Origin of the sequence: Modestobacter sp. I12A-02662, from assembly GCF_041028325.1 — a bacterium.
GTDB lineage: Bacteria > Actinomycetota > Actinomycetes > Mycobacteriales > Geodermatophilaceae > Modestobacter.
The window spans coordinates 65,460-89,837 of record NZ_JABGDE010000002.1; the positions used below are offsets into that span (position 1 = coordinate 65,460).

Below are 24,378 nucleotides of genomic sequence, written 5' to 3' on the forward strand. Positions count from 1 at the left end.
ATGACGGTGACGACGAACCTGCGCAGCACACCCACTGTTACTGAACTCCCCGTTCCAGCCGGCCCCGTGCGGGACGTCGTGTGACGTCGCGTCCCCGGATGCCGGATCACGTCGACGCTAGGCGACCGAGAGTCACCGGCTCGTCCCCACGGAGGGTGAGGGGACCCGTTCGTGCAGGTCACGCACCCACTCGGGTGACGGTCAGTGATCGACGACGTCCAGGACGGCCGCGGCGATCGCCTCGTGCCCGAGGTCGTTGGGGTGGAACTGGTCGCGGACGGTGCCGTCGGGCAGCACCGACCCCTCGGGACCGCGGAGCGTCTCGTCGGTGTAGAGCCCGGTCATCGGCACGACGACGCCCTGGTGCTCGGCGCACACCGGCCGCAGCTCGCGGTCGAACGGGGTCGCCTCGTCGATCCCGTTCCACACCCCGACGCAGACCAGCCCGGCCTGCGGGGCGAGCAGGCGCACCTGGTCGAGCAGGTCCGCGTAGTCGGCACCGAACTGCGCCGGCGTGATCGAGACCGAGTCGTTCGCGCCGATCTCGACGAACACCAGGTCGAAGGGTCCCTGCTGCTTCTGCAGCGCCACGGCTGCCTTCGCCGCCCGCAGACCCGGGCGGGCCACCGACACGGCGTCCACCGGCCCACCGGCGCCGAGGGCGGTGGAGATCCGCTCCCGGTAGGTGAGGCTCTCGTCGCTGGCGAAGGAGCCCCACATGAGCGAGTCGCCGACGAAGAGGACCCGCAGCGGCCGGTCGGTCGGCCGGACGACCGGCACGTCGCCCGGCGTCGCGGCGGCGGGCACGGCCGGTGCGGTCGTGGCCGGTGCGGCCGTCGCCGCGGCGGCGGCCGCCACCGGGGCCGCCGGGGTGCGCAGCGCCAGCGGCAGCAGCACCGCGAGGGCGACCAGGCAGCCGACCAGCGCGACCACGGCCCACGTGGGCGGCCGGCTCCCGGGCAACCGGAGCCGCATCAGACGGCCCGCCCGAGGAGGTCGGGACCGGCAACGGTGATCTTCATGGACACCCAATCCGGGGAGAGACGACACGGGACCGTCCGCGCAGGCGGCCGGGAGGCGGAGCGTCCCCGTGGCACGCACCGCCCGGCGATGCTCGCAACGGGCGACGACCCAGGGAAGGCGCGCCTCCCACCAGGGGAGTCCTCTGCGGCCCAAGACCACCCCATGGGAGGACAACCCGGCCGGACGGCGGAGGCCGGGACGCTCCGCGCCCCTATCGTCCGGAACGGTGCGAGGCCCGGCGCGACTGCTCGTCCGCCGGCTGCCATGGGAACGATCGAGGACGTGAGATGGACTTCAAGCAGATGACGCGGGCCCTGCGGCTCGCCTGGTGGTTGCCGGTGCTCGGCCTGGTGCTGGGGGCCGCCGCCGCGTCGGCGGTCACGCTCTCGGCGACCCCGGTGTACACGTCGCACACGCAGCTGTTCGTGTCGACGACGGACTCGTCCTCGACGTCGGACGTGTACCAGGGCAACCAGTTCGCGGAGAAGCGGATCGCCTCGTACGCCGAGCTGCTGACCAGCGACGAGCTGGCCGGCCGGGTCGTCGACCGGCTGCGCCTGGACCTGACGCCCGGGGCGCTGGCCGGCGGGATCGAGGCCACCCCGGTGGCCGGCACGGTCGTGCTGGACGTGAGCGTCACCGACCCCTCTCCCGAGCGCGCCCAGGCGATCGCCCAGGCCGTCGGCCAGGAGTTCATCGACCTCGTGCAGGAGCTCGAGACCCCGGCCGGGTCGACCGTCTCGCCGGTCAAGGTGACCGTGTTCGGGGCCCCTGACCTGCCGGGCTCCCCGAGCGCCCCGCAGCCGCTGGTCAACGCCGCGGTCGGCGCGGTCCTCGGCCTGCTCCTCGGGGCGGGCACCGCTGTCCTGCGCGCACGGCTGGACCGGTCGGTCAAGGAGCCCGAGGACGCCGCGGCGCTCAGCGGCGCCCCGGTGATCGCCGTCGTCCTCAAGGACGAGGAGCTCAAGGACCAGCACCACATCGAGCCGCACAGCAGCTCCCGGGCCGCGGAGGCCTACCGCCAGCTGCAGACCAACCTGCAGTTCCTCGACGTCGACCAGCCGCCGCGGGTGCTGATGGTCTCCAGCTCGGTGGCCGGGGAGGGCAAGACGACCGTCGCGGTGAACCTCGCGATCACCCTGGCCGAGGCCGGTCAGCGCGTGGCGATCGTGGAGGCCGACCTGCGGCGCCCGCGGGTGACCAGCTACCTCGGCCTGGTGGCCGGCGTCGGTCTCACCCACGTGCTCACCGGGCAGGCCGACCTCGACGACGTCCTGCAGCCCTTCGGGGACGGCGCCCTGACCGTCATCGGCGCCGGGCCGGCCGCGCCCAACCCGGCGCAGCTGCTGGCCTCGGCGAGCATGGCCTCGCTGCTGGCGAAGCTGCGGACCGACTACGACTACGTGATCGTCGACGCGCCGCCGCTGCTGCCGGTCGCCGACTCCACCGGCCTGGCCCTGCTGACCGACGGCGTCCTCCTGGTCGTCCGGCACGGCAGCACGACCCAGGACCAGCTGAAGCAGACGCGGGCCACCCTGGAGCGGGTCGGCGCCAAGACCTTCGGCACGGTGCTGAACATCGTCCCGCCCCGGGACGAGATCAGCTCGACCTACGGCTACGACGACGACTACGCCGCGGAGCCCACCGCGGCGCCGGCGGGATGACGGTCCCCAGCCCACGGCAGCAGCCCCTCGGCGCGACGCGCGGGGGGCTGCTGCCGTGACCCGCGCCGATCCCGGCAGCACGCCGGCCGGCCGGCTGCTGTTCGTCTGCACCGGCAACATCTGCCGCTCCGCGGCGGCCGAGCGGCTGGCCCGGCGCGAGCTGGCCGAGCTCCTCGGGGACGCCGCCGACCGGGTGCAGGTGCACAGCGCCGGCACCCGTGCGGTCGTCGGCGCGCCCGTCCACCCGCACAGCGCCGCGGTCGTGCGGCGGCTGGGCGGTCAGGTCGACGGCTACGCGGCCCGGCGGCTGACCCGGCCCATGGTGGCCGAGGCCGACCTGGTGCTGACGATGACCCGCGAGCACCGCCGGCTGGTCCTCGGCGTGGACCCGCGGGCGCTCGCCCGCACCTTCACCCTGGCCGAGGCGGCGGAGCTGGTCGGCCTGCTCGAGGACCCCCCGGCGCCGGACCAGCCGCTGGCCCGGCGGCTGGCCGCGGCCCGGACCCGGCGCCGCAGCGACGAGGCCGACGACGTCCCCGACCCGATCAACGGGTCGCCGGAGGTGCACGAGGACGTCGTCTCGGCCATCGAGCGGTACCTGCACCCGGTGCTGCGGGCCTGGGCGGCCGACGTCGGCGCCCGGCTCCCCTCCGCCGGCTGAGCCGACCGGGCTAGCCTCCGCGCATGCCCTCCCCGTGGGACGACTCGCGCCGGGCGTTCGCCGACGCCGCGGGGTGGTTCGTGCGGACGACGTCGCAGGTCGGCGACCGGTGGCAGCAGCCCGGCCTGGGCGAGTGGGACGTGCGCGCGCTGGTCGGCCACACCAGCCGTTCCCTGCTCACGGTCGAGGCCTACCTGGACCGCCCCGCCGCCGCCGTGGAGGTCCCCTCGGCCGGGGAGTACTTCCGGGTGACCCGGGAGGCCGCCGCCGGCGCTGCCGTCGCGGCGCGCGGACGGGAGGCCGGGGCCGCGCTGGGCGCGGAGCCCGCGCGGGCCGTGGCGGAGATCGCCGGGCGGGTGCTCCCGCTCGTCGACGCCCGGACCGGCAGCGAGCTGCTGACCACCATCGCCGGCGGCATGCGGCTGTCGGACTACCTGCCCACGCGCACCTTCGAGCTGGTCGTCCACACCGCCGACCTGGCCACCGCGCTGGGGGCACCGCTGGACGTCCCCGCGACCGCGGCGGCGCAGGCGCTGCGGCTGGTCGCCGACCTCGCGGTGGCCGACGGCCGGGCCGGTCCGCTGCTGCTCGCCGCCACCGGACGACCGGTCCCCCCGGGCGGGGTGTCGGTCCTCTGAGCGCCGCCGGTCACCCCGGCGCGTGAACCCGCCGGATCCGGGGCGGACGACGTCCTCCGAACGGTGGAGCGGACGCCGTGGAACCGGTTGCAGCCCCTACCGTCCGTAGTGGAGCCGGTCGATCGGTCCGGCCGTACGGAGCTTGCGATCACTGGGAGTGACCTCATGGACGGTGCGATCCACCTGGACGCGGTCGAGGTGCTGGACGCCGTCCGCCGGGACGCGGACCGGGTCGTCCTCTGCCGCTGCGGCGGGTTCGGCCGGGTGCACCACGTGCCGGTGCAGCGGCTCGGCCTGGCCGAGGGGTACGTGCGCGGGAGCTTCACCTGCAGCTGGGACCGCCCCGGCCCGCACACGCCGCTGCTGCCCCCGGGTGGCCGGTCCCCGGTACGTGCCGGCCCGCTGACGGCGGACCGCTGACCGACGCGGATCCGGGCTCCTCGAGGGGCGTCATCCCGACGGGTGACCGCTCCGCCGCGGGCCGACCGTTCGGCCGGTGGGCTGCGTAGGGTCGGTTCCATGGGCTGCTCACCTGCACGTTCCCGCCCATGCGCGGCTGTCCCGGGTCGTCCGGACGGTCGGTGGGACGAGGTCGGGCGGGCATGACGGTCGACCAGACGGCGGCGACCCCGCCCCCGGTCGGCACCCCGGTGCCACCCCCGGCGCGGACCGGCGCGACATCCGGCCTGCTCCGCGCCGGAGCCCGGGGCGCGGCCTGGCTGGGCATGTCCCAGGTGCTGAGCAAGCTGACGGTCGCGCTCACCACGATCGTCCTCGCGCGGCTGCTCGCGCCGGAGGAGTTCGGCCTGGTGGCCCTGTCGCTGGTGCTCATCGTGTACGCCGAGGCCGTGGCCGACGCGGGGGTCGCCCAGGCGCTGATCTACCTGCCGCGCTCGCGGGCGGTGGCCCGCGCCGCGATGCTGTGCTCCCTCGTCGCCGGCCTGCTGCTGGTGACGGTCGTGGTGGCCGGCGCCCCGCTCATCGCCTCCTTCTTCGGCCGGCCGGACATGACCCCGCTGGTCCGGCTGCTGGCCTTCTCGTTGCTGACGGCGTCCCTCGGCGCCGTCCCCGAGGCGCTCCTCCGGCGCGAGCTGCTGTTCCACCGCGTGTCGGTGGCCACCGTGCTCCGGACCCTCGCCACGGGCCTCGTCTCGGTCAGCCTGGCCTTCGCCGGGCACGGCGCGTGGGCCCTGGCCTGGGGGACCGTCGCGGGCAGCGCCACCTACGCCGTCGCCGGCTGGCTGCTGCTGGACGACCGGCCGGACCTCGCCCTCTGGCGCACGACGCGGCAGGACGTGCGCGCGGTCCTCGGCTACGGGCTCCCCGTGGCCGGCAGCTCGCTGCTGGCCCGGCTGATCTTCGACATCGACTACCTGGTGGTCGGCCGGATCGCCGGCGCCGTGGCACTGGGCTACTACACGCTGGCCTTCCGGCTGCCCGAGCTGGTGATCCTCAACGTCTTCTACGTGCTGACCGCCGTGGTCTTCCCGCTCTACAGCCGGATGCGGGACGACCCGGCCCGGCTCCGCGAGGGCTACCTGTTCAGCGTCCGCGTGTTCTCGCTCTACGGCGTGTGCGCCGGCGCCGGGCTCGCGGTGGCGGCCCCCCTGGTCGTCCCGGTCCTCTTCGGCGACCAGTGGGACGCCGCGGTGGTCCCGCTCGTCGCCCTGTCCATCTACACCGCGCTGCGCGCGGTCGGTGGTGGCGGCGCGACCGAGATCTACAAGGCGCTGGGCCGGCCGAGCGTGTCGGTGTACCTCTCGCTCATCCGGCTCGCCGTGCTCGTCCCGGCACTGCTGCTGGCGGCCCGGTGGTGGGGGATGGAGGGCGTGGCCTGGGCCCAGGTGGCCACGTCGTTCGCCTTCGCCCTGCTCATGCAGGGCGTGGCGGCGCACGTCCTGGAGCTGCGCTGGCGGGACATCGCTGCCGCGATCGCCCCCGCGCTCCCCACCGGGGCGGCGATCGTGGTCGTCGGCCTGCTGCTGTCCCGGCTGCCGCTGCCCCCGGCCGCCGCGCTCGCCGTGGTGGTCGCCGGCGGCGCCGCGACCGCGGTGGCCGTCCTCTCCCTGGTGAGCCCGTCCCTGGTGCGCCAGCTCCGCGACGTGGTGGCCCGCCGCCGGACCGCTCCGTCGCCGGAGCCGGCCGCGGCGTCCCGGCCGGAGTAGCACGCACGCACAGGACCCCCGGACGGCGCCGCCGTCCGGGGGTCCCGTCGTTCGTCCGTGGTCCGGCCCCGAGGTCAGCTCCGGGCGGCCCGCTCCTCGGCCCGGCGCAGGACGTGCCACCACAGGTCGACGTCGCGGCTCTCCCGCACGGTCGCGGCGAGCGCCGCCGGGCTGAGCGGTTCGCCGTCCCCGGGCTCGTCGTCCTCGGGGACGAGACGGGCGACGAGGCCGGCCGCCGTCCGGGCCCAGCTGCCGACGACGAGCGCGTCGAGCAGCTCCACCGGGACGCCGCGCCGCTCGAGGTGGGCGGCGAGGACCGCGCGGGCCCAGCCGTCCGGCGCCCCGAGATCGGCGTCGAGGGCCGCGCGCTGGGCGCCGCGGTCGACGGCCGAGCGGCTGGACTCGCTGATGTACTGGAGGAAGAAGACCAGGTCGTGGCCCGGCACGCCGGCCGCGGTCGCGCGTTCCCAGTCGATGACGCGCAGACCGCCCTCGGCGCCGAGGAACAGGTTCGGGTGGCTCAGGTCCCCGTGCTCGAAGACCGCGGGGAGGGCGACGTCGCGCAGCGGCGCGAGGACGGCGTGGGTCCGGGCGACGAGGTCGGCGGTCTCCCCGCCGAGCGGCACCGCCCGGGCGAGGGCGTCCAAGGGCCGGGTGAGGGCCGCGTCGTACCAGTTCCGGTTCTGCTCGGCAGCGGTCATCACCGGCAGACCGTCGATGAAGGCGCTGCCCGCCCGCACGGCCGCGTCCCGGTCCCGCCGGACGGCCGGCGGGTCGAGCTCGACGCCGTCGACGGCGGTCTCGACCAGCAGCACCTGCCGGCCGACGGGAACGGTGCCCAGGACGACCGGGACGGCGGCGCCGGCGCCCGGTGCGAGCTCCGCCACCCGGCGCAGCACGTCGGCCTCGAGGAGCACGCCGAGGTTGTCGCCGGGCCGCCGGGGCAGCTTGGCGACCGCCCGCGGCCGGGGGTCACCGGGGCTGAAGACCAGGGCGACGACGTGGCGCGAGGCGGGGAACCGCGGGGTGAGCAGCGCGGTCTGCATCCGCCGGGGGATCCCGACCGCGGCCAGGCCCAGCTCGTCGTACCGCTCGTGGAGCACCCGCTCGATCAGGTTCACCGCGGCTCCTCGGCGCGCCGGCCGACGACGCTGCCCTCCGGCACGAGGACCGGGACGAGCCCCAGCCGCAGCGCCGCCCGGGCCGCCAGCGACAGCGCCGTCCCGAACCGCCGGCGCCGCGTGCGCAGCAGGACGTCCCGGAGGACGACCCGCGCGTCGAGGGCGATGACCCGGGAGGACGTCGCGATGGTGGGGACGTGCCAGTGGGCCGCGACCTCGGCCAGTCCGGCCCGCCGCAGAGCCCGCTGCCACCCGCGCACCGTCCACGGTGCCCGGGTCGACGGCCGGCCGCGCCGGACCTCCGCGTACAACCAGCCGCCGGGGCGCAGCGCCGCCGCGGCCGGGCGGAGGTCCGCCGGAGCGGGGGAGGCCAGCACGACCAGGTCGCAGGTCCCGGCGAGGGCGGCCCATCCCGCCGGGGAGGTCACGGTGTGGACCGTCGGGGCGATCAACGGCAGGCCGGACACCAGGTCGTCGTCCAGGGCGCCGGCGCAGGCGATCACCTGCGGTTCGCACTCCGGGAGCAGGAACCGCCAGTCCAGCCGGTGCCAGGCGCGCAGCGGCGTCTCACCGGTGGGCGACGGCGTTTCGGCCGTGGCGGTGCGGGCTCCGGTCGGAGCGGTCACTGCGATCCGCCGCGGGTCGCCGGCGCCGGCCCGGGGCCGGTGAGCGCGTCCCAGATCGCGGCGAGCGCCCGGCTCCGGACCTGGTCCGCCGGCCGGGTCGCGTCCAGCACGGCGCTGTGGCGGAAGGCCGGGGCCAGGGCGAGGTAGTCGTGCCGCCGGGCCTCCAGGACCTCGACGGAGTGCTCGCCCTTGCGGGCGAACATCACCTCGCCGGGCGCGTCCAGCACCAGCGCGAGGTCCGGCTGGGGGCCCAGCCGCAGGGCCAGCGCGGACACGATCCGGCCGCCGCGTCCCGGCGTGGGGGCGCCCGGGAGCAGCGCGTCCTGCGGAGCGCGGTCGAGGAGCACCAGGCGCCGGCGCCGCCGGTGCAGGTGGGCGGTGGCGCTGGCGCGCAGCGCCCGGCCGATCCGGGTGGCCACCCGGGCCGCGGGCAGGTGCCGGAGGCGGGCGTCCCAGGGGCTCTCCTGCCACAGGCCCATGTAGACGGTCTCGGCGGGTGTGGGGAAGGTGCCGCGGACGGCGTCGGTCAGCGTGCTCTTCCCCGCCCCGTCCGGGCCGACGACGGCGACGACGAGACCCGCCGGGTGGCCCGGTGCCGCGACGGCGAGCCGGCGGGCCAGCCGTCGGGCGGCGTACCGGGCGGCGACGGGTGCGGGGGACCGCCGCACCCAGTTCCGGAACAGCTGCTGACCGGCGGCCACCCCGTCGCCGTCGACGGCCGCCAGGACCAGTGCGGCGGACCCGGGCCCGGCCACCTCGTCCAGGGCGCGGGCGACGGGCGCGTCCAGCCGTGCGTGCCCGGCGGCGGCCCGGGCGAGGTCCCGGCGGGCCGGGGCGATGTGCCCCTTGTCCAGCAGCAGGTGCAGGAGGAGCAGCCACGCCTCGTCGACCGGCGCCAGCCGCCAGAGGGAGCCCTCGCGCCGGCGGCGGCTCAAGCAGCCGGCCGCCAGCGGCGAGTGCAGCTGCTGGTGGCGGCCGAAGGCGACGACCGTCACGACGTCGAGCTTGATCCACAGGTCGGCGGCCGGGTCGTAGGCGAAGTAGAAGCGGTGGCTGCCGTGACCGCGGACCCCGAGCCGGCGCAGGCCCGCGGGCGCGAGCAGGCCGTCGAGGAGCGGCAGGCTCCCGGCGTCGACGAGCAGGTCCACGTCACCCGTGGGCCGGGCCAGGTCGTCCGTTCCGCGCACCAGGGCCCAGGCGACCCCGCCGTGGTCCAGTGCCCGGAAGGCGCGGGCCAGCACGGGGTGCGGCTCGGGACGATCGGGCGCCGTCGGCCCGCCGGGGGCGACGGCGTTCCGCACCATGTCTGTCATCGGTCCTCCGATCCGCGCCGCGGACCGACGGCAGGAGCCGCGCAGGCGGCGGCGGCAGTGGTCACTCACCGTGACCGGACTGGTCCATTCCGAACACTAACCGGGCCGGGGGCCCCGCCCCGGTGCGCCGGGGCGGGGCTCAGCCCAAAGGGGGAGGTGCTGGTCCGCGCTACCGCGCGAGGCCGGCCGCCGCCCGGACCCACCGGCGTGCGGGCCCTGAGCCGACGAGCCCGAGGACCGCCGGGAGGACCGTGCCCGGCACCACCTCGCGCGCCGGCAGGTAGGACGACGCGGGCCGCCCGTAGTCGGTGTGCCGGGACAGCCCGCGCCACCACAGCGTGCTCAGCCGCGCGGTGGTCAGCGCCGGGCGCAGGACGCCGGGCACACCGGCCAGGGCGCCGGCCGCGTGCTGCGGGAGGAGCTGCCGCTCGGCCCGGACCGCACCGGTGACGTCCCCGGTCAGCGAGCCGCCGTCGTAGGCCCGGGCAGTGACCGGCGAGTCGTAGGTCCACAGCCGCCCACGCGCGCCCGGGGCGGCCGCCAGGGTCAGCCAGAGGGCGTAGTCCTCCACCTGGCGGGTGCGGGGGAAGCCGCCGACCTCCAGCGCCGCGGCGCGGCGGATGAGCGTCGAGGAGGTGATGAACCGGTTGCGCAGCCACAGCTGCAGCACGTCGACCGGCCGGTCGCCCAGCAGCCCGCCGGCGGCCGCCCCCGACCCCGTCGCCGGCACCTCGCCGAAGCCGTGCAGCCAGGCGCCGGGGTGGGTGGCGTCGGCCTGCTCGAAGAGCCGGTAGGCCCCGGGGAGGAGCCGGTCGTCGGCGTCCAGCATGTGCACCCAGGGTGCCTGCGCGGCCTCCAGCAGCTCCTGCCGGGCGTGGCCGACCCCGCGGTTCTCCGGGCCGACGAGGACCTCGGCGCCGGCCGCCCGGGCCGCGTCGACGGTCCGGTCGGAGCTGCCGTCGTCGTACACCAGGACCCGCTGCGGCGGCACCGGCTGGGCGAGCGCCGACGCCACGGCGGTGCCGATGCCGGCCTCCGCGTTGTACGCCGGGATCAGGACGTCCCAGGTCAGGCTCATCGGGACAGGACCTCCGGTCGGCGAGCGGGGACGGACGGCGTCGGCGTGCCCGGCGCGGGGGTCGCCGCGCCGTCCGGGGCGGAGGCCTCCTCGTCGCCGGCCGGCGTGTGCAGGGCGGCGAGGAGGACCAGCAGCGCGGTCGCGCAGCACGGGTAGACCAGGACCGGGTCGGAGATCCCGGTCAGGACGGCGTAGGCGACCAGGATCCGGGCGACGTGCGAGCGGGCCGACCGGATCAGCAGGACCAGCCCGACCGCGGCCAGGGCGGCGCCGACCCGGCCCACCTCGAGCCAGATCTGGATGTAGGTGCTGTGGGCGCCCAGGTTGTCGGTGAGCACCTCCCGGGTCTGACCCCAGCCGATGCCGAAGAACTCGTGCCCGCGCGTCGCCGCCAGGGCGTCGGCCCACTGCCCGAAGCGCCAGCCCGACGCGTTGCTGCCGGACAGCCCGCCGGTCTGGCTGATGACCTCGAACCGGGTGATGATCGTCTCGCCGACGAAGGGCAGCGCCAGGACCGCGGGCACCAGGAGCAGGAAGAACCGCCGGGCGCGCAGCCACAGGGCGGGCACCATCAGCAGCGCGAACACCAGCAGCGCGGCCCGGCTGCCGGTGAGCACGAGGGCGAGCAGCAGGCACACCGCCGACGCGGCGCGCCATGCGGTGAACCGCCGGGTGTAGAGCTGGTACAGCAGCACCAGGCTCACCGTGTAGGCGGCGAAGTTCGGGTGGCCGAACAGCCCGCCGTAGCGCAGGCCGACGCCCTCACCCCAGGTCTGGTAGGGGTCCGGGAAGCCGGTCAGCGGCTGTGCCAGCAGGACGAGCGCGCCCAGCGTCACCGCCGCCTCCAGCCCGGCCGCGGCCGTGCGGCGGGCGTGCGGCCCGGCGTTGGCGACGACGACGGCGGTGACCGCGAGGGACGCGAACCGGACGATCCCGGCGGCGCCGGCGCCCCCGTTGGCCACCGCGGCGACGGTGGCGGCGAGTGCGAGGGCGATCGGCCACGCCGCGACCGGGGGCACCTGCCAGGTGCGGCCGAGCAGCCAGGCGACGGCCAGCGCCGATCCGTACAGCACCGCGACGTTGTCCAGCGTCATCGGGCCGACCTCGAACTCCGACAGGTACATCGGGCCGGCGATCAGGAAGGCGATGCCGGTGGCCAGCGGCCAGCGCACGCTGACCGCCAGCACGCCCAGGCCGAGCGCGCCGACCGCGGTCAGCAGCGGGCTGGTCAGCGCGCCCGCCACGACGGCGATGACGACGACCCCGGGGACCAGCGGCCAGAGCGCCCCGATCCGCGGGCGGGCCTCCGCCGGAGCGGTCACCGCCAGACCCGGGTCAGCACCAGCACGAGCGCGAGCAGCGCCAGGGGGCTCTCCACCAGGTAGCGCCGGCCCAGCCGCCGCGGCTCGTGCAGCAGCCGGTACGCCCACTCCAGTCCGCTCTTCCCGACCCACTCGGGCGCCGCGGGCATGTCGTCGGTCGCCATCTCCACGGCACCGCCGACACCGACGACCAGGCCGCGGGACAGGTGACCGGCCAGCACGTTGCCCAGCACCTCGCCCTTGGGGGCGCCCAGGGCGATGAGGACGACGTCGCACTCCAGCCGGTCGATCTCGGCGGCGATCTCCTCGACGTCCCAGGTGCGCGCGTCACCGTGCCGGCCGTAGGCCAGCGTCACGCCGTTGCGGGTCAGCATCCGGCCGAAGGTGGCGGCCACGTCGGGGCGGGAGCCCAGCAGCGCGACCCGGCGACCGTCGTGCCGCCGGTCCCGCAGGAGGGCGTCGACGACCTGCCGGCCGGTGACCCGCTCGCAGTGCTCGCCGGTCTGCCCGGCCAGCACGGCCAGCGGCCAGCCGTCGGCGGTGATCAGGTCGGCCCGCAGGGCGGCCTCGACCGCGACGTCGGAGGTGACGATCTGGTGCACGTGCTGCAGGTTGACCGTCTGCACGCGCACCGGCCGGTACTCGAACGGCGTGGCGAAGACGTCGTCCAGCGTGCGGGCCAGGCGTCCCTCCTCCTGGCACGCGCGCCAGAACGCGGCGACCCGGGTCTGCGGGAGGGAGGTCGACAGGGTCAGCATGGGGTGTCTCCTGGGGTGTGCAGGACGCGGGCCGGGTTGCCGGCGGCGGTGGCCGCCGGTGGGACGTCGCGGAGCAGCACGCTCCCCGCGCCGATGCGGGCGTGTGCGCCGATCTCGATGGGGCCGAGCAGGACGCTGTTGGGTCCGACGTCGACGCCGGAGCCGAGGACCGGGCAGTCGTCGTCGGCGCGGCGGGCGCCCAGGGTCGTGCTGTGCCGGAGGGTGACGGAGTCGCCGATCCGGGTCGCGCGGTTCACCACGAGCCCCATGCCGTGGTGGATCGCCAGGCCCGGGCCCACCTGCGTGGAGACCGGGATGTCGATGCCGAACAGGCGGAGCGCGACGATCCGGTAGAGGAGCAGGACCGGCGCGCTGGCCAGCTTCCGCACCGCGCCGCCCGCGCCCCGGGCGAGCTGGGCGGTGCGGAAGAGGGCGAGGACGACCTGGATGCCGGGGCGTCCGCGGTTCGCCGTCCAGTCCTGCAGGAGGCCGGCGCGGGGTGTCTGGCTCATCTCAGGCCGCCCGGTAGGAGTCGGCGAGCACCCGGGTGACGGACTCCACGCTGCAGTTCTCCCGGACCCAGCCGGCGCCGCGGCCGCCCCAGCGGGCGCGCTCGTCGGGCTCGCCGAGGAGCGCGACCAGCCGGGCCGCGAGGTGGGCCGGGTCGCCGTCGGTGAGGGCCACCCCCTGCGCCTCGCCGAGCTGGTCGATCTCCCCGACGGGGGTGGTGACGACGGGGACGCCGAGCCCGAGGCTCTCCAGCACGAACATCGGCAGCGCCTCGTCCCGCGACGGCAGGCAGGCGACCCGGGCCGCCTTGAGCACGCCGAGCAGCTCGGTGCGGGGCAGCGCCCCGAGGTAGGTCATGCCCTCGGGCAGGTCGGTCACCGGGACGTCGCCGGGCGGGCCGCACAGCACGCACGTGGCCTCCGGGTGCGCGCGACGGACCTCGGGCCATGCGGCGACGAGGCGGTCGACGCCCTTGCGCCGGCCCACCTCACCGCCGAAGACGACGTCCGCGGCGCGCGAGCTGGCCGGGACCCCGGCCAGCTCACGCAGGTCCAGCGGGTTGAGCACCGGGCGCACCGGCGTCGCCGGGGACAGCTCCGCGACCCGGGCCGCCGCGTGCGGGCCGAGCGGGAACACCGTGCGGCAGCCGGCGAGCACGCCCCGCACCAGGCGCGGGTGGCGCCGGGAGAAGACGATGAACTGCGCGCCGTGCAGGGTCGCGGCCGTCCCGATGCCCAGCAGCCGGGCGACCACCAGCACCGCGCCCTCGCGGACGAAGGAGCCGCCCTCGCTCAGGTGCGCGTGCACCCAGTCGGGCCGGGCGGCGCGGGGACCGAAGGCCAGCCGGCCGAGCAGGCGGGCCGTCGGGAGGAGCCCGCGGGTGCGGGACGCCGGGCTCCAGGTGGTCGCGGACGAGCTCCGGACGTCGGTGCCGGGGGCACCGCAGAGCAGGCCGATGACCGACGCCATCCCACCCGTGCTGTCCACGTCGGGACCCACGTGCAGGACGTGCAATGGTCGGTTGTTCACCTGGTGTTCCCCCGTAGTCGATCAGTTCGTCCACAGGAAGCTAGGAACGGTGGTGACCCTGTGTCGCCTGCTGACCACCACGACGGGTGAGCGGGCCGGGGGTGATTCCCCCGTTCGGGGCGATCGGCCGGGCCGGGGGACGGTCGGGGAAGCGGTCGGCGGCGCCCGGGCGAGCGGCGCGGGTGACCTGCGGCCGGGCTAACCTGGGGTGCGGCCCCCGCGCGCACCCGGCGCGTCGTGCGCGGCCACCGATCCGGGAGTGGACCTCAACCGTGAGCTTGCGCGGCGTGCTCGACGTCGTCCTGACCGACCCCGGCCTGACCGCGGTGGTGGACAAGGCCGGCTCCGCCGAGCTGGCGGTCACCGCACCTCCGCCGGTGCAGCCGCTGGTCGCCGCCGCCCTCGCCGCCGACCGGCCGGGTGCCGGGGTGCCGGTCCTCGTGGTGACGGCGGGGGAGCGGGACGCCGACGCGCTGGCCACCCTGCTGCGCTGCTTCGTCCCCGGCAAGCGGGTCGAGGTGTTCCCGGCCTGGGAGACGCTGCCGCACGAGCGGCTCAGCCCCCGCGCGGACACCGTCGGCCGCCGGCTCGCCGTGCTGCGCGACCTGGCGCACCCGGCCGAGGGCGCCGGGATCGACGTGCTGGTGGCGCCGGTGCGCAGCGTGCTGCAGCCGTTGTCGCCGGGCCTGGGTGAGCTGACGCCGGTGGAGCTGGCGCCGGGGCAGGAGGCGGACCTCGAGGACGTCGCGCGGGCGCTGGTCGACGCCGCCTACACCCGGGTCGAGCTGGTCGAGAAGCGCGGGGAGTTCGCCGTCCGCGGTGGCCTGCTCGACGTCTTCCCGCCCACCGAGCCGCACCCGGTGCGCGTGGAGTTCTGGGGCGACGAGGTCGACGAGCTGCGGTACTTCTCCGCCGCCGACCAGCGCTCGCTCGACGAGCGACCCGAGCGGCTGTGGGCACCGCCCTGCCGGGAGCTGCTGCTCAGCGGGGAGGTGCGCGCCCGCGCCGCCCAGCTCGCCGTCGACCACCCGGAGCTGGCGGAGGTGGCCGGCAAGCTCGCCGAGGGCATCGCCGTGGAGGGCATGGAGTCGCTGATCCCCGCGCTCATCGGCGGGCAGCAGATGGAGCTGCTCACCGACCTGGTGCCGCGGGGCACGCACGTGCTGGTCTGCGACCCGGAGCGGGTGCGCAGCCGGGCCGCGGACCTGGTGCGCACCGCGGAGGAGTTCCTCGCGGCGTCGTGGTCGACGGCCGCCGAGGCCGGGCAGGCCCCGATCGACCTGGGAGCGTCGTCCTTCCGCGCGCTCGAGGACGTCGAGTCCACCGCCCGCGGCCGCGGGCTGCCCTGGTGGACGACCGGCGCCTTCACCCTCGCCGTCGAGGACGACGCCGAGCACGTGACCCTGGACGCCACCGGCGTCGAGCGCTTCCACGGTGACCAGGGGCGGGCCTTCGACCAGTTCCGCGGCTGGGGCCGGGACGGCTGGCGGGTCGTGCTCACCTTCGCCGGCCCCGGTCCCGCCCAGCGCGCCGCCGACCAGCTCGCCGAGGCCGACCTCGGCGCCCGCCTGGTGCCCGGCGTGGAGTCCGCGCCGGAGGCCGGGCCGGTGCTGGTGACCCAGGGCGCCCTGGAGGAGGGGTTCGCCTTCCCCGGCGTCGGGCTGGCGCTGGTCACCGAGCACGACCTCACCGGCCAGCGCGGCACCAGCATGCGCGACGCGACCAAGATGCCGGCCCGCCGCCGCAACGCCGTCGACCTGGTGCAGCTGCAGCCCGGCGACCTGGTGGTGCACGAGCAGCACGGCATCGGCCGGTACGTGGAGATGGTCAGCCGCACCGTGAACGGCGGCCAGCGCGACTACCTGATCGTCGAGTACGCGCCGTCCAAGCGGAACCAGCCGGCGGACCGGCTGTTCGTGCCCACCGACTCCCTCGACCAGCTCACCCGCTACGTCGGCGGCGAGGCGCCGGCGCTGTCCAAGCTCGGCGGCGCGGACTGGACCAAGACCAAGAACCAGGCGCGCAAGGCGGTCAAGCAGATCGCCGCCGAGCTGATCCGGCTGTACTCGGCCCGGATGGCGAGCAGGGGGCACGCGTTCGGGCCGGACACCGTCTGGCAGCGCGAGCTGGAGGACGCCTTCCCGTTCCACGAGACGCCGGACCAGCTGGCCGCGATCGACGAGGTCAAGGCCGACATGTCCCAGCCGGTGCCGATGGACCGGATCATCTGCGGCGACGTCGGCTACGGGAAGACGGAGATCGCGATCCGAGCCGCGTTCAAGGCGGTGCAGGACGGCAAGCAGGTCGCCGTCCTGGTGCCGACGACGCTGCTGGCCAACCAGCACTTCAAGACCTTCTCCGAGCGGATGGCGCAGTTCCCGGTCACCGTGGCGGTGCTCTCCCGGTTCCAGTCGGCGGGCGAGAGCGCCGAGACGCTGCGCAAGCTGGCCGACGGCGAGATCGACGTCCTGGTCGGCACCCACCGGCTGCTGCAGCCGACCACCCGGTTCAAGGACCTGGGGCTGGTGATCGTCGACGAGGAGCAGCGCTTCGGCGTCGAGCACAAGGAGTACCTGAAGACGATGCGTACGGCGGTGGACGTGCTGTCGATGTCGGCCACCCCGATCCCGCGCACGCTGGAGATGAGCCTCACCGGCATCCGGGAGATGTCGACGATCCTCACGCCCCCGGAGGAGCGGCACCCGGTGCTGACCTACGTGGGCGCCTGGGACGACAAGCAGATGGCCGCCGCGATCCGCCGCGAGCTGCTGCGCGACGGCCAGGTGTTCGTGATCCACAACCGGGTTCAGTCGATCGACAAGGCGGCGGCGAAGATCCGCAACCTGGTGCCCGAGGCCCGGGTGGCGGTGGGCCACGGGCAGATGAGGGAGCACGAGCTCGAGCGGATCATGGTCGGCTTCTGGGAGAAGGAGTACGACGTCCTGGTCGCCACCACGATCGTCGAGTCCGGCCTGGACATCCCGAACGCCAACACCCTGATCGTCGACCGGGCCGACACCTTCGGGCTCTCCCAGCTGCACCAGATCCGCGGCCGGGTCGGCCGTGGCCGGGAGCGCGCCTACGCCTACTTCACCTACGACCCGTCGCGGCCGCTGACCGAGACCTCGGTCGACCGGCTCACCACGATCGCGCACAACACCGACCTCGGCGCGGGCATGGCCGTGGCGATGAAGGACCTGGAGATCCGCGGCTCGGGCAACCTGCTCGGCGGCGAGCAGTCCGGGCACATCGCCGGGGTCGGCTTCGACCTCTACGTGCGCCTGGTCGGCGAGGCGGTCACCGACTACCGGGCGCAGCTGTCCGGCGAGGAGGCCCCCGCCGAGCCGGTCGAGGTGCGGGTGGACCTGCCGGTCGACGCGCACCTGCCGCACGACTACGTGCCGGGGGAGCGGCTGCGGATGGAGGCCTACCGCAAGGTGGCCTCCGTGCAGGACGAGGACCAGGGGCAGGCCGTCCTCGACGAGCTGACCGACCGCTACGGAGCCCCGCCGGCGCCGGTGCTCAACCTGCTCGCGGTCGCCCGGTTCCGGGTGGCGATGCGCCGGCTCGGGGTCACCGAGGTGTCGATGCAGGGCAGGGCGGTCCGGGTGAGCCCGGTCGAGCTGCGCGAGTCCCAGCAGATGAAGCTCGACCGGCTGGCGGACGGCGCGACCTACAAGCCCGCGGTGCGCACGGTGTCGCTCAAGGTGCCGGTGGGCCCCGACCGGCGGACGCCGCTGCGGGACGTCGCCCTGCTGGAGAAGCTGCACGCGCTGCTGTCCGCGGTGCTCGAGCAACCGCTGGCCGCCGCCTCCTGACCCCATTCTCGATCAGGTGACCTGATCACCGCGCGGGCCGCAGGGGAGACTGACCGGGTGCCCGTCGCGCTCCTCGTCACCGTCAGCCCCCGGCTCCCCGGCCTCCTCGCGCCCGCCGGCTGGCGCGCGGTCGCCGACGCCCCGCTGGTCCTCGCCCTGCCGGGTGCCGCGCGCGCCGCGGCCGCGCTGCGGGAGGCGGGTGCGCCGGTCACCGACGTCGCCGACCCCGCGGAGGCGGCCGCGGCCGCCGCGCCGGTGCCGGAGGCGGTGCTGCTGGCCACCGCCGAGGAGGCCGCCGGCCTCGCCGACGTGCCCCGGGTGGACGGCGCCCCCGAGCCGCCCGGCGCCCGGCTGCTCGACGTCGTGGCCGTGATGGACCGGCTGCGCTCACCCGGCGGCTGCCCCTGGGACGCCGAGCAGACCCACTCCTCGCTGCGCGGCTACCTGCTGGAGGAGGCGCACGAGGCCTACGACGCGATCGTCGACGAGGACCCGGTGGCGATGCGCGAGGAGCTCGGCGACGTCCTGCTGCAAGTGGTCTTCCACGCCTGCGTCGCCGCCGAGGCCGCGCCCGGCGTGGGCTTCGACGTCGACGACGTGGCCGGGGACCTGGTCGACAAGCTGGTCCGCCGGCACCCGCACGTCTTCGGCGAGGCCGGCCCGCGGGACGTGGCGCAGGTCGAGGCGGGCTGGGAGGAGATCAAGAAGGCCGAGAAGCAGCGCCGGTCGCCGACCGAGGGCGTCTCCCGGTCGCAGCCGGCCGCGTCCTGGGGCGCGGCGCTCGCCCGCCGGGCGGCGCGCGCCGGGTTGCCCACGCCGCCGCCCGGGGAGCTGGCCGTCGACAGCCCGGAGGCGCTCGGTGAGCGGTTGCTCGGCGTCGTCGTCGCGGCCGAGCAGCGCGGCTGGGACGTCGAGGACGCGCTGCGCGAGGCCGTGCGGCGCTACGCCGGGGAGCTGGACGCCGCCGCGCACGCCCGGGGTCCTCGCTGACTCAGTCCCGGGTGGCGTGCGGGTCGGAGCCCAGCAGCTGCGGCAGCCAGAACAGGACGGCGGCCGACAGCGCCGTCGCCGTCGCGAAGCCGCCCACCCCGGTGCCGTCGACGTAGGCCCACAGCAGCCCGAAGACCGGGGCGAGGAACGGCAGGACGCCGTCGGCGCGGACCTGGTGGCGCAGGCCGACCTCGGCCGCCGCGGGGTCGACCGGCGCCTGGCGCACCTCGCCGGCCGGCTCCTCCCGGCGCACCCGCCCGGACGGCCACACCTCCGCGCCGTCGAGCACCGGCAGCACCAGCCGGTCGCGGGCGGGGTCGCCGCGCAGCTCCACCACCGTGCCGGGTGCGAGCCGGTCCACCTCGGGCGCCCAGTACACCGGCAGCCGGCGCGGGCCGGCGGGGGTGGCCAGCTCCAGCCAGCTGCGCACCAGCAGACCGCGCCGCACGACGACGTGCGTGGCCGTCGCCCGGGTCGCCGGCCGGCGCCGGAGCCGGGGCCGGCCGGCCAGCCGGGCCAGCGTGGCGCCGGCGACCACGAGCAGCACGAGCAGCACCGCGACCAGCCCGAAGACGACGTCCGCAACGGCGGCGGAGGCGGCGTCGCCGTCCGCGTGGACCGTCGTCGTCCCGCCCGGCGCGGCACCCGGGTCGTACCGCACCGTCACCTGCGCGCCGACCGGGACGGCCAGGTCACCGGGCAGCTCCAGCCGCCCGGTGCGCTCGCGCCCCGCTCCGTCGGCGAAGGAGACGGTCAGGCCGCGGCCGTCCGGTGGGCCGCCCACCTCGGTGACCGTCGCGGAGGCGGTGGCCGACGCGGCGGCCAGCGGGGCCCGCAGCGCGGGCAGCCGGGTGCCCAGCACACCCAGCGCGACCAGCCCCACCACCAGCACCGGGACCAGCCCCAGCAGCAGCTGGCGGACGGCCCGGCGGTGCGGGCGGGGTGCGGTCGGCGTCGTCATCGCGGGTCATCGTCCCAGGCCCGCGCGGGGGTACCGGACGACGCGCGACCGGGGTGCGGTGCGGGGGTCCCGGTCGGCCCGCCGGGCTGACTAGGCTGCTCGCCGTGGCCAGCATCGATGCAGTAGGTGCCCGGGAGATCCTCGACTCGCGCGGCAACCCCACCGTGGAGGTCGAGGTCGCCCTCGACGACGGCACGATCACCCGCGCGGCGGTCCCCAGCGGCGCCTCCACCGGCGCCTTCGAGGCCGTGGAGCTGCGCGACGGCGGCGAGCGCTACGGCGGGAAGGGGGTGACCCAGGCCGTCGACGGCGTCCTGGACGTCATCGGCCCCGAGCTCGTCGGGTACGACGCCGCCGAGCAGCGGCTGGTCGACCAGCGGCTGATCGACCTCGACGGCACCCCGGACAAGTCCCGGCTCGGCGCGAACGCGATCCTGGGGGTGAGCCTGGCCGTGGCCAAGGCCGCCGCCGAGTCCGCCGGACTGCCGCTGTTCCGCTACGTCGGCGGCCCGTCGGCCCACCTGCTGCCGGTGCCGATGATGAACATCCTCAACGGCGGCGCCCACGCCGACAGCAACGTCGACGTGCAGGAGTTCATGATCGCGCCGATCGGCGCGGCCAGCTTCGCCGAGGCGCTGGCGGTCGGCGCGGAGACCTACCACGCGCTGAAGTCCGTGCTGAAGAAGCGCGGGCTGGCCACCGGGCTGGGCGACGAGGGCGGCTTCGCCCCCTCCCTGCCGAGCAACCGGGACGCGCTCGACCTGATCACCGAGGCGGTCGGGAAGGCCGGGTACACCGTCGGCACCGACATCGCCTTCGCCCTGGACGTCGCGGCCACCGAGTTCCACAGCGAGGCGGGCTACGCGTTCGAGGGCAAGACCCTCAGCTCCGCCGACCTGACCGAGTACTACCGCGGCCTGGTCGACGCCTACCCGATCGTCTCGATCGAGGACCCGCTCTCGGAGGAGGACTGGGACGGCTGGGTGGCGCTCACCGAGGCCCTCGGGGACCGGGTGCAGATCGTCGGCGACGACCTGTTCGTCACCAACCCGACCCGGCTGGCCGACGGCATCGAGCGCGGCGCGGCCAACGCGCTGCTGGTCAAGGTCAACCAGATCGGCACGCTGACCGAGACCCTGGACGCGGTCAACCTGGCCCACCGCAGCGGCTACCGCTCGATGATGAGCCACCGCTCGGGCGAGACCGAGGACACCACGATCGCCGACCTCGCCGTCGCCACCGACTGCGGGCAGATCAAGACCGGTGCCCCGGCCCGCAGCGAGCGGGTGGCCAAGTACAACCAGCTGCTGCGGATCGAGGAGGAGCTGGACGACGCCGCGCGCTACGCCGGCGCCGCCGCCTTCCCGCGCCTCGCCCGCGGCTGACCGGCGTCGCATGAGCACCGCCCGCACCCGCCGCGGCCGGTCCGGTGGCCCACGCCGCCGGACCACCTCGCGGCCGGTGCGGGCGGGCGCGCGTGCCGCGGCCGACAGCCGGCCGGGCCGGCGCACCACCCGCAGCGCGTCCCGGTCCACCGCGACGAAGCGGGGTCCCCGGTTCAGCGGGCGGGCGGTGGTCCTCGGCGTGCTGGTGCTGCTGCTCGCGCTGACCCTGGCCGGCCCGGTGCGGCAGTACGTCGCCGGCCGGCAGGAGCTGGCCGAGCTCGCCGCCGAGCGGGAGGACCTGTCACGCCGAGCGGCCGAGCTGCAGGCCCAGCTGGACCGGCAGTCCGACCCCGCCTACGTCGCCCAGCGGGCTCGTGAGCGGCTCACCTACGTGCTGCCCGGGGACCGGCTGGTCGTCGTCGGCGACGCCGGCGACCCGGGCGACACCGCCGACCCCCCGCCCGGCGAGGGTGCTGCCGACGCGGAGGTCCCCTGGTACGAGGGGCTGCTCGGCTCGCTGGCCGCGGCCGACGGCTGACGACCCCCGGCGTCGGGCGGGGGAGCGGCTCCCGCAGACTCGACGGGTGGACAACCCGGTCGACCCCGTCGTCACCCCGCTCTCACCGCCGGTGACCCCGGAGGAGCGCGCGGTCGTGGCGCGCCAGCTCGGCCGTCCGCCCCGGGCCCTCGTCGGGGTCGCGCACCGCTGCCCGTGCGGCCAGCCGGACGTGGTGGAGACCTCCCCGCGGCTCGAGGACGGCACGCCGTTCCCGACGCTGTACTACCTGACCTGCCCCCGGGCGTCGGCGGCCGCGAGCCGGCTGGAGTCCGGCGGCCGGATGAAGGAGTGGCAGGCCGAGCTGGGGACCGACCCCGAGCTCGCGGCGGCCTACCGGGCCGCCCACGAGTCCTACCTCGCCACCCGCGACGACCGCGGGGTCCTGCCGACCCGCACCACCGCCGGCGGGATGCCCGACCGGGTCAAGTGCCTGCACGCGCTGGCGGGGCACGCCCTGGCCGCCGGCCCCGGCGTGAACCCGATCGGCGACCGCGCGGTCGCCGGGATGGGGGAGTGGTGGGCCGCCGGTCCCTGCGCCCAGCCGTCCCCCGAGGACCCGGAGGACGTCCGATGAGCCGCGTCGCCGCCGTCGACTGCGGCACGAACTCCATCCGCCTGCTGGTCGCCGACGTGCCGCCGGAGGGGCCGCACACCGACCTGCTCCGCCGGATGGAGGTCGTCCGGCTCGGCCAGGGCGTCGACGCCACCGGTCGGCTGGCGCCCGAGGCGATCGAGCGCACCCGGGCCGTGCTCGCGGAGTACGTGCAGCAGGCCCGCGACCTCGGTGCCGAGCGGGTGCGGATGGTCGCCACCAGCGCCACCCGGGACGCCGCCAACCGGGCGGACTTCGAGGAGATGGTGCTGGCCACGCTGGGCGGGCTCCCCGACGTGGTGACCGGCGTGGAGGAGGCCGAGCTGTCCTACCTGGGCGCCACGGCCTCGCTCGCCGCCGCAGCCCGGGCGCACGGCTCGCCGGCGCCGCGGCCGCCGTTCCTGGTGGTCGACATCGGCGGCGGGTCGACGGAGTTCGTGCTCGGCGACGCCGGCGGCGTCCGGGCGGCCTCCTCGGTGGACGTCGGCTGCGTGCGGCTCACCGAGCGCCGGCTGCACGGCGACCCGCCGCTGCCCGCCGAGGTGCGGGCCGCCGAGGCCGACATCCGCGCCGGGCTGGACCTGGTGCGCGCGGTGGTGCCGGTCGAGCAGGCGGCCAGCCTGGTGGGCCTGGCCGGCTCGGTCACGACGGTCGCCGCGATCGCGCTCGAGCTGCCCGCCTACGACCCGGAGGCGATCCACGGGTCGCGGATCCGGGTGGACGCCGTCCGGGCGGTGACCGCCGCCCTGCTGACCGACACCCGCGCGCGGCGCGCGGCGTACGCGGTGATGCACCCCGGCCGGGTCGACGTGATCGGCGCGGGCGCGCTCGTGCTCCGCGAGATCATGGACGGTTTCGGCCTCGACGAGGTCGTCGTGAGCGAGCACGACATCCTCGACGGCATCGCCCTCCGCCTCGCCCGCTGACCGGCGGCCCCCCGAGGGGGCAGGGGGCCTTGATCAGGCGGCGCTGGCGGCGTTGGCGCCCGGCGGGACGTGCCCGGTCAGCTTCGTGTACACCGCCGCGGCGCCGCGGGCGGCGACCAGCCGGCCCGACGCGTACAGCACGCCGGAGACGGCTGCCCAGGCCAGCGCATCGGGCCAGGTGACGCCCGGGGCCGCCGGGTTCTTCGGCGGCGGGTAGCCCCGGACCTTGAGCCACGCCGTGTCCGCGGCCTTCTTGACCACGATCCCGGAGGGGATGGCCATCGCCGGGCCGAGCAGCTTGTAGAGCAGCGGTGCCTTCACCTTCGCCGGCTTGCTCGTGGCCGTCGTGTCCCGCGCCCGCACCGGCTGCCTCGTCGTCCTCGTCCTCGTCGTAGCCATGCCGCGATCATGCCTGCCGCCGGGGGCCCGCGCGGACCGGGTGGGCCGTCGTGGTCTGCTGACCGCCGTGGCACGTGACGCAGACGGCTTCCCGGTCACCCGCAGCGCGGCGGGTGTCGCGCGGGCGGCGCGGGGCACGCGGGAGCTGCCGGTCCTGGACGAGTGGATCTCCGGCTGCCGCGCCTGCCCCCGGCTGGTCGCCTGGCGCGAGGAGGTGGCCCGGGTCAAGCGGGCGTCGTTCCGGTCCGAGGAGTACTGGGGCCGGCCGGTGCCCGGGCTGGGGCCGGCGGACTCCCGCATCGCCGTCGTCGGACTGGCGCCCGCCGCCCACGGCGGGAACCGCACCGGGCGGGTCTTCACCGGCGACCGCAGCGGCGACTGGATCTTCGCCGCGCTGTGGCGGGCCGGCCTGGCCAACCAGCCGACCTCGGTGCGCAAGGACGACGGGCTCGAGCTCACCGACGTGCGGGTCTGCGCCGCGGTGCGGTGCGCGCCGCCGGCGAACGCCCCGACCCCCGAGGAGCGGGACACCTGCTCGCCGTGGCTGGCCCGCGAGCTGTCGCTGCTGCCGCGGCTGCGGGTGGTCGTCGTCCTCGGGGGTTTCGGCTGGACGGCGCTGTGGCCGGTGCTCGGTGCCGCCGGCTACGCGCTGCCGCGCCCCCGGCCCGCGTTCGGGCACGGTGTGGAGGTGACCCTCGCGGGCCCGCGCGGACCGCTGACCCTGCTGGGCAGCTACCACGTCAGCCAGCAGAACACCTTCACCGGCAGGCTCACCGAGCCGATGCTGGACGCCGTGCTGGCCCGGGCGCGCGAGCTGGCCGCCGCCGGCGGCTAGGGTCC

The 24,378-nt window shown here is 76.4% G+C and carries 23 protein-coding genes; 12 read left to right on the forward strand and 11 right to left on the reverse strand.

Annotated elements, in window-relative coordinates:
- Positions 1 to 201: 201 nt before the first annotated feature.
- Positions 202 to 933: an SGNH/GDSL hydrolase family protein gene (locus HL189_RS00670; protein WP_369131767.1), complete on the reverse strand. Its 732-nt coding sequence runs from the start codon at positions 931 to 933 to the stop codon at positions 202 to 204.
- Positions 934 to 1,310: 377 nt separating this feature from the next.
- On the opposite strand from HL189_RS00670, the gene HL189_RS00675 reads away from it, so the two are divergent.
- The 5 genes from HL189_RS00675 (at position 1,311) to HL189_RS00695 (ending at position 6,151) form a co-directional block, all read left to right on the forward strand.
- Positions 1,311 to 2,687, forward strand: coding sequence for a polysaccharide biosynthesis tyrosine autokinase (locus tag HL189_RS00675; protein WP_369131768.1), 1,377 nt, complete (start codon positions 1,311 to 1,313; stop codon positions 2,685 to 2,687).
- Between the two features lie 55 nt (positions 2,688 to 2,742).
- The gene (locus HL189_RS00680; RefSeq protein WP_369131769.1) at positions 2,743 to 3,348 is read left to right on the forward strand and encodes a hypothetical protein; all 606 of its coding nucleotides are present in this window, start codon (positions 2,743 to 2,745) and stop codon (positions 3,346 to 3,348) included.
- A gap of 23 nt (positions 3,349 to 3,371) precedes the next feature.
- Positions 3,372 to 3,986: a maleylpyruvate isomerase N-terminal domain-containing protein gene (locus HL189_RS00685; protein WP_369131770.1), complete on the forward strand. Its 615-nt coding sequence runs from the start codon at positions 3,372 to 3,374 to the stop codon at positions 3,984 to 3,986.
- 165 nt (positions 3,987 to 4,151) lie between these two features.
- Positions 4,152 to 4,406: a hypothetical protein gene (locus tag HL189_RS00690; RefSeq protein ID WP_369131771.1), complete on the forward strand. Its 255-nt coding sequence runs from the start codon at positions 4,152 to 4,154 to the stop codon at positions 4,404 to 4,406.
- Between the two features lie 182 nt (positions 4,407 to 4,588).
- Complete coding sequence (locus tag HL189_RS00695) at positions 4,589 to 6,151, forward strand: lipopolysaccharide biosynthesis protein (RefSeq protein ID WP_369131772.1); 1,563 nt, start codon at positions 4,589 to 4,591, stop codon at positions 6,149 to 6,151.
- 74 nt (positions 6,152 to 6,225) lie between these two features.
- On the opposite strand, the gene HL189_RS00700 is transcribed toward HL189_RS00695, so the two are convergent.
- The 8 genes from HL189_RS00700 to HL189_RS00735 all read right to left on the reverse strand — a co-directional run bounded on the left by HL189_RS00700 (position 6,226) and on the right by HL189_RS00735 (position 13,866).
- The gene (locus tag HL189_RS00700; RefSeq protein ID WP_369131773.1) at positions 6,226 to 7,272 is read right to left on the reverse strand and encodes an aminoglycoside phosphotransferase family protein; all 1,047 of its coding nucleotides are present in this window, start codon (positions 7,270 to 7,272) and stop codon (positions 6,226 to 6,228) included.
- Positions 7,269 to 7,898, reverse strand: a complete 630-nt coding sequence (locus HL189_RS00705; RefSeq protein ID WP_369131774.1) for a hypothetical protein — start codon at positions 7,896 to 7,898, stop codon at positions 7,269 to 7,271. The genes HL189_RS00700 and HL189_RS00705 overlap by 4 nt, the downstream gene beginning before the upstream one ends.
- Positions 7,895 to 9,211 (reverse strand): hypothetical protein, encoded by a 1,317-nt coding sequence (locus HL189_RS00710; RefSeq protein WP_369131775.1) that lies wholly within the window; start codon positions 9,209 to 9,211, stop codon positions 7,895 to 7,897. The genes HL189_RS00705 and HL189_RS00710 overlap by 4 nt, the downstream gene beginning before the upstream one ends.
- A gap of 169 nt (positions 9,212 to 9,380) precedes the next feature.
- Positions 9,381 to 10,289 carry a glycosyltransferase family 2 protein gene (locus tag HL189_RS00715; RefSeq protein ID WP_369131776.1) on the reverse strand — a complete coding sequence of 303 codons (909 nt, stop codon included), beginning with the start codon at positions 10,287 to 10,289 and terminating at the stop codon, positions 9,381 to 9,383.
- Positions 10,286 to 11,611 (reverse strand): O-antigen ligase family protein, encoded by a 1,326-nt coding sequence (locus HL189_RS00720; RefSeq protein ID WP_369131777.1) that lies wholly within the window; start codon positions 11,609 to 11,611, stop codon positions 10,286 to 10,288. The genes HL189_RS00715 and HL189_RS00720 overlap by 4 nt, the downstream gene beginning before the upstream one ends.
- Entirely contained in the window at positions 11,608 to 12,369 is a 762-nt protein-coding gene (locus HL189_RS00725; RefSeq protein WP_369131778.1) for a WecB/TagA/CpsF family glycosyltransferase, read from the reverse strand. Before HL189_RS00725 ends, HL189_RS00720 begins: the two co-directional genes overlap by 4 nt.
- Positions 12,363 to 12,881 (reverse strand): serine O-acetyltransferase, encoded by a 519-nt coding sequence (locus HL189_RS00730; protein ID WP_369131779.1) that lies wholly within the window; start codon positions 12,879 to 12,881, stop codon positions 12,363 to 12,365. Before HL189_RS00730 ends, HL189_RS00725 begins: the two co-directional genes overlap by 7 nt.
- Before the next feature lies 1 nt (position 12,882).
- The gene (locus HL189_RS00735) at positions 12,883 to 13,866 is read right to left on the reverse strand and encodes a glycosyltransferase family 4 protein (RefSeq protein ID WP_369131780.1); all 984 of its coding nucleotides are present in this window, start codon (positions 13,864 to 13,866) and stop codon (positions 12,883 to 12,885) included.
- A 314-nt stretch (positions 13,867 to 14,180) separates the two neighbouring features.
- Here HL189_RS00735 and mfd point away from each other — a divergent pair, with 314 nt between their 5' ends.
- Entirely contained in the window at positions 14,181 to 17,726 is a 3,546-nt protein-coding gene (mfd, locus tag HL189_RS00740) for a transcription-repair coupling factor (protein ID WP_369131781.1), read from the forward strand.
- A gap of 57 nt (positions 17,727 to 17,783) precedes the next feature.
- Entirely contained in the window at positions 17,784 to 18,716 is a 933-nt protein-coding gene (locus tag HL189_RS00745; protein ID WP_369131782.1) for a MazG family protein, read from the forward strand.
- Position 18,717: 1 nt separating this feature from the next.
- Here the strand turns inward: HL189_RS00745 and HL189_RS00750 are convergent, their stop codons facing one another.
- Positions 18,718 to 19,677 carry a hypothetical protein gene (locus HL189_RS00750; RefSeq protein WP_369131783.1) on the reverse strand — a complete coding sequence of 320 codons (960 nt, stop codon included), beginning with the start codon at positions 19,675 to 19,677 and terminating at the stop codon, positions 18,718 to 18,720.
- A gap of 95 nt (positions 19,678 to 19,772) precedes the next feature.
- On the opposite strand from HL189_RS00750, the gene eno reads away from it, so the two are divergent.
- Genes eno through HL189_RS00770 form a run of 4 tightly spaced genes read left to right on the forward strand, consistent with a single transcriptional unit; the run spans position 19,773 to position 23,139 of the window.
- Positions 19,773 to 21,062, forward strand: a complete 1,290-nt coding sequence (gene eno, locus HL189_RS00755) for a phosphopyruvate hydratase (RefSeq protein ID WP_369132184.1) — start codon at positions 19,773 to 19,775, stop codon at positions 21,060 to 21,062.
- A 10-nt stretch (positions 21,063 to 21,072) separates the two neighbouring features.
- Entirely contained in the window at positions 21,073 to 21,600 is a 528-nt protein-coding gene (locus HL189_RS00760) for a septum formation initiator family protein (protein ID WP_369131784.1), read from the forward strand.
- A 46-nt stretch (positions 21,601 to 21,646) separates the two neighbouring features.
- Positions 21,647 to 22,195 (forward strand): DUF501 domain-containing protein, encoded by a 549-nt coding sequence (locus HL189_RS00765; protein ID WP_369131785.1) that lies wholly within the window; start codon positions 21,647 to 21,649, stop codon positions 22,193 to 22,195.
- Complete coding sequence (locus HL189_RS00770) at positions 22,192 to 23,139, forward strand: exopolyphosphatase (RefSeq protein WP_369131786.1); 948 nt, start codon at positions 22,192 to 22,194, stop codon at positions 23,137 to 23,139. Before HL189_RS00765 ends, HL189_RS00770 begins: the two co-directional genes overlap by 4 nt.
- A 33-nt stretch (positions 23,140 to 23,172) precedes the next feature.
- On the opposite strand, the gene HL189_RS00775 is transcribed toward HL189_RS00770, so the two are convergent.
- Positions 23,173 to 23,538, reverse strand: coding sequence for a DUF4235 domain-containing protein (locus HL189_RS00775; protein ID WP_369131787.1), 366 nt, complete (start codon positions 23,536 to 23,538; stop codon positions 23,173 to 23,175).
- Positions 23,539 to 23,605: 67 nt separating this feature from the next.
- Here HL189_RS00775 and HL189_RS00780 point away from each other — a divergent pair, with 67 nt between their 5' ends.
- Positions 23,606 to 24,373, forward strand: a complete 768-nt coding sequence (locus HL189_RS00780) for a uracil-DNA glycosylase (protein WP_369131788.1) — start codon at positions 23,606 to 23,608, stop codon at positions 24,371 to 24,373.
- The last annotated feature ends 5 nt before the right edge of the window (positions 24,374 to 24,378 follow it).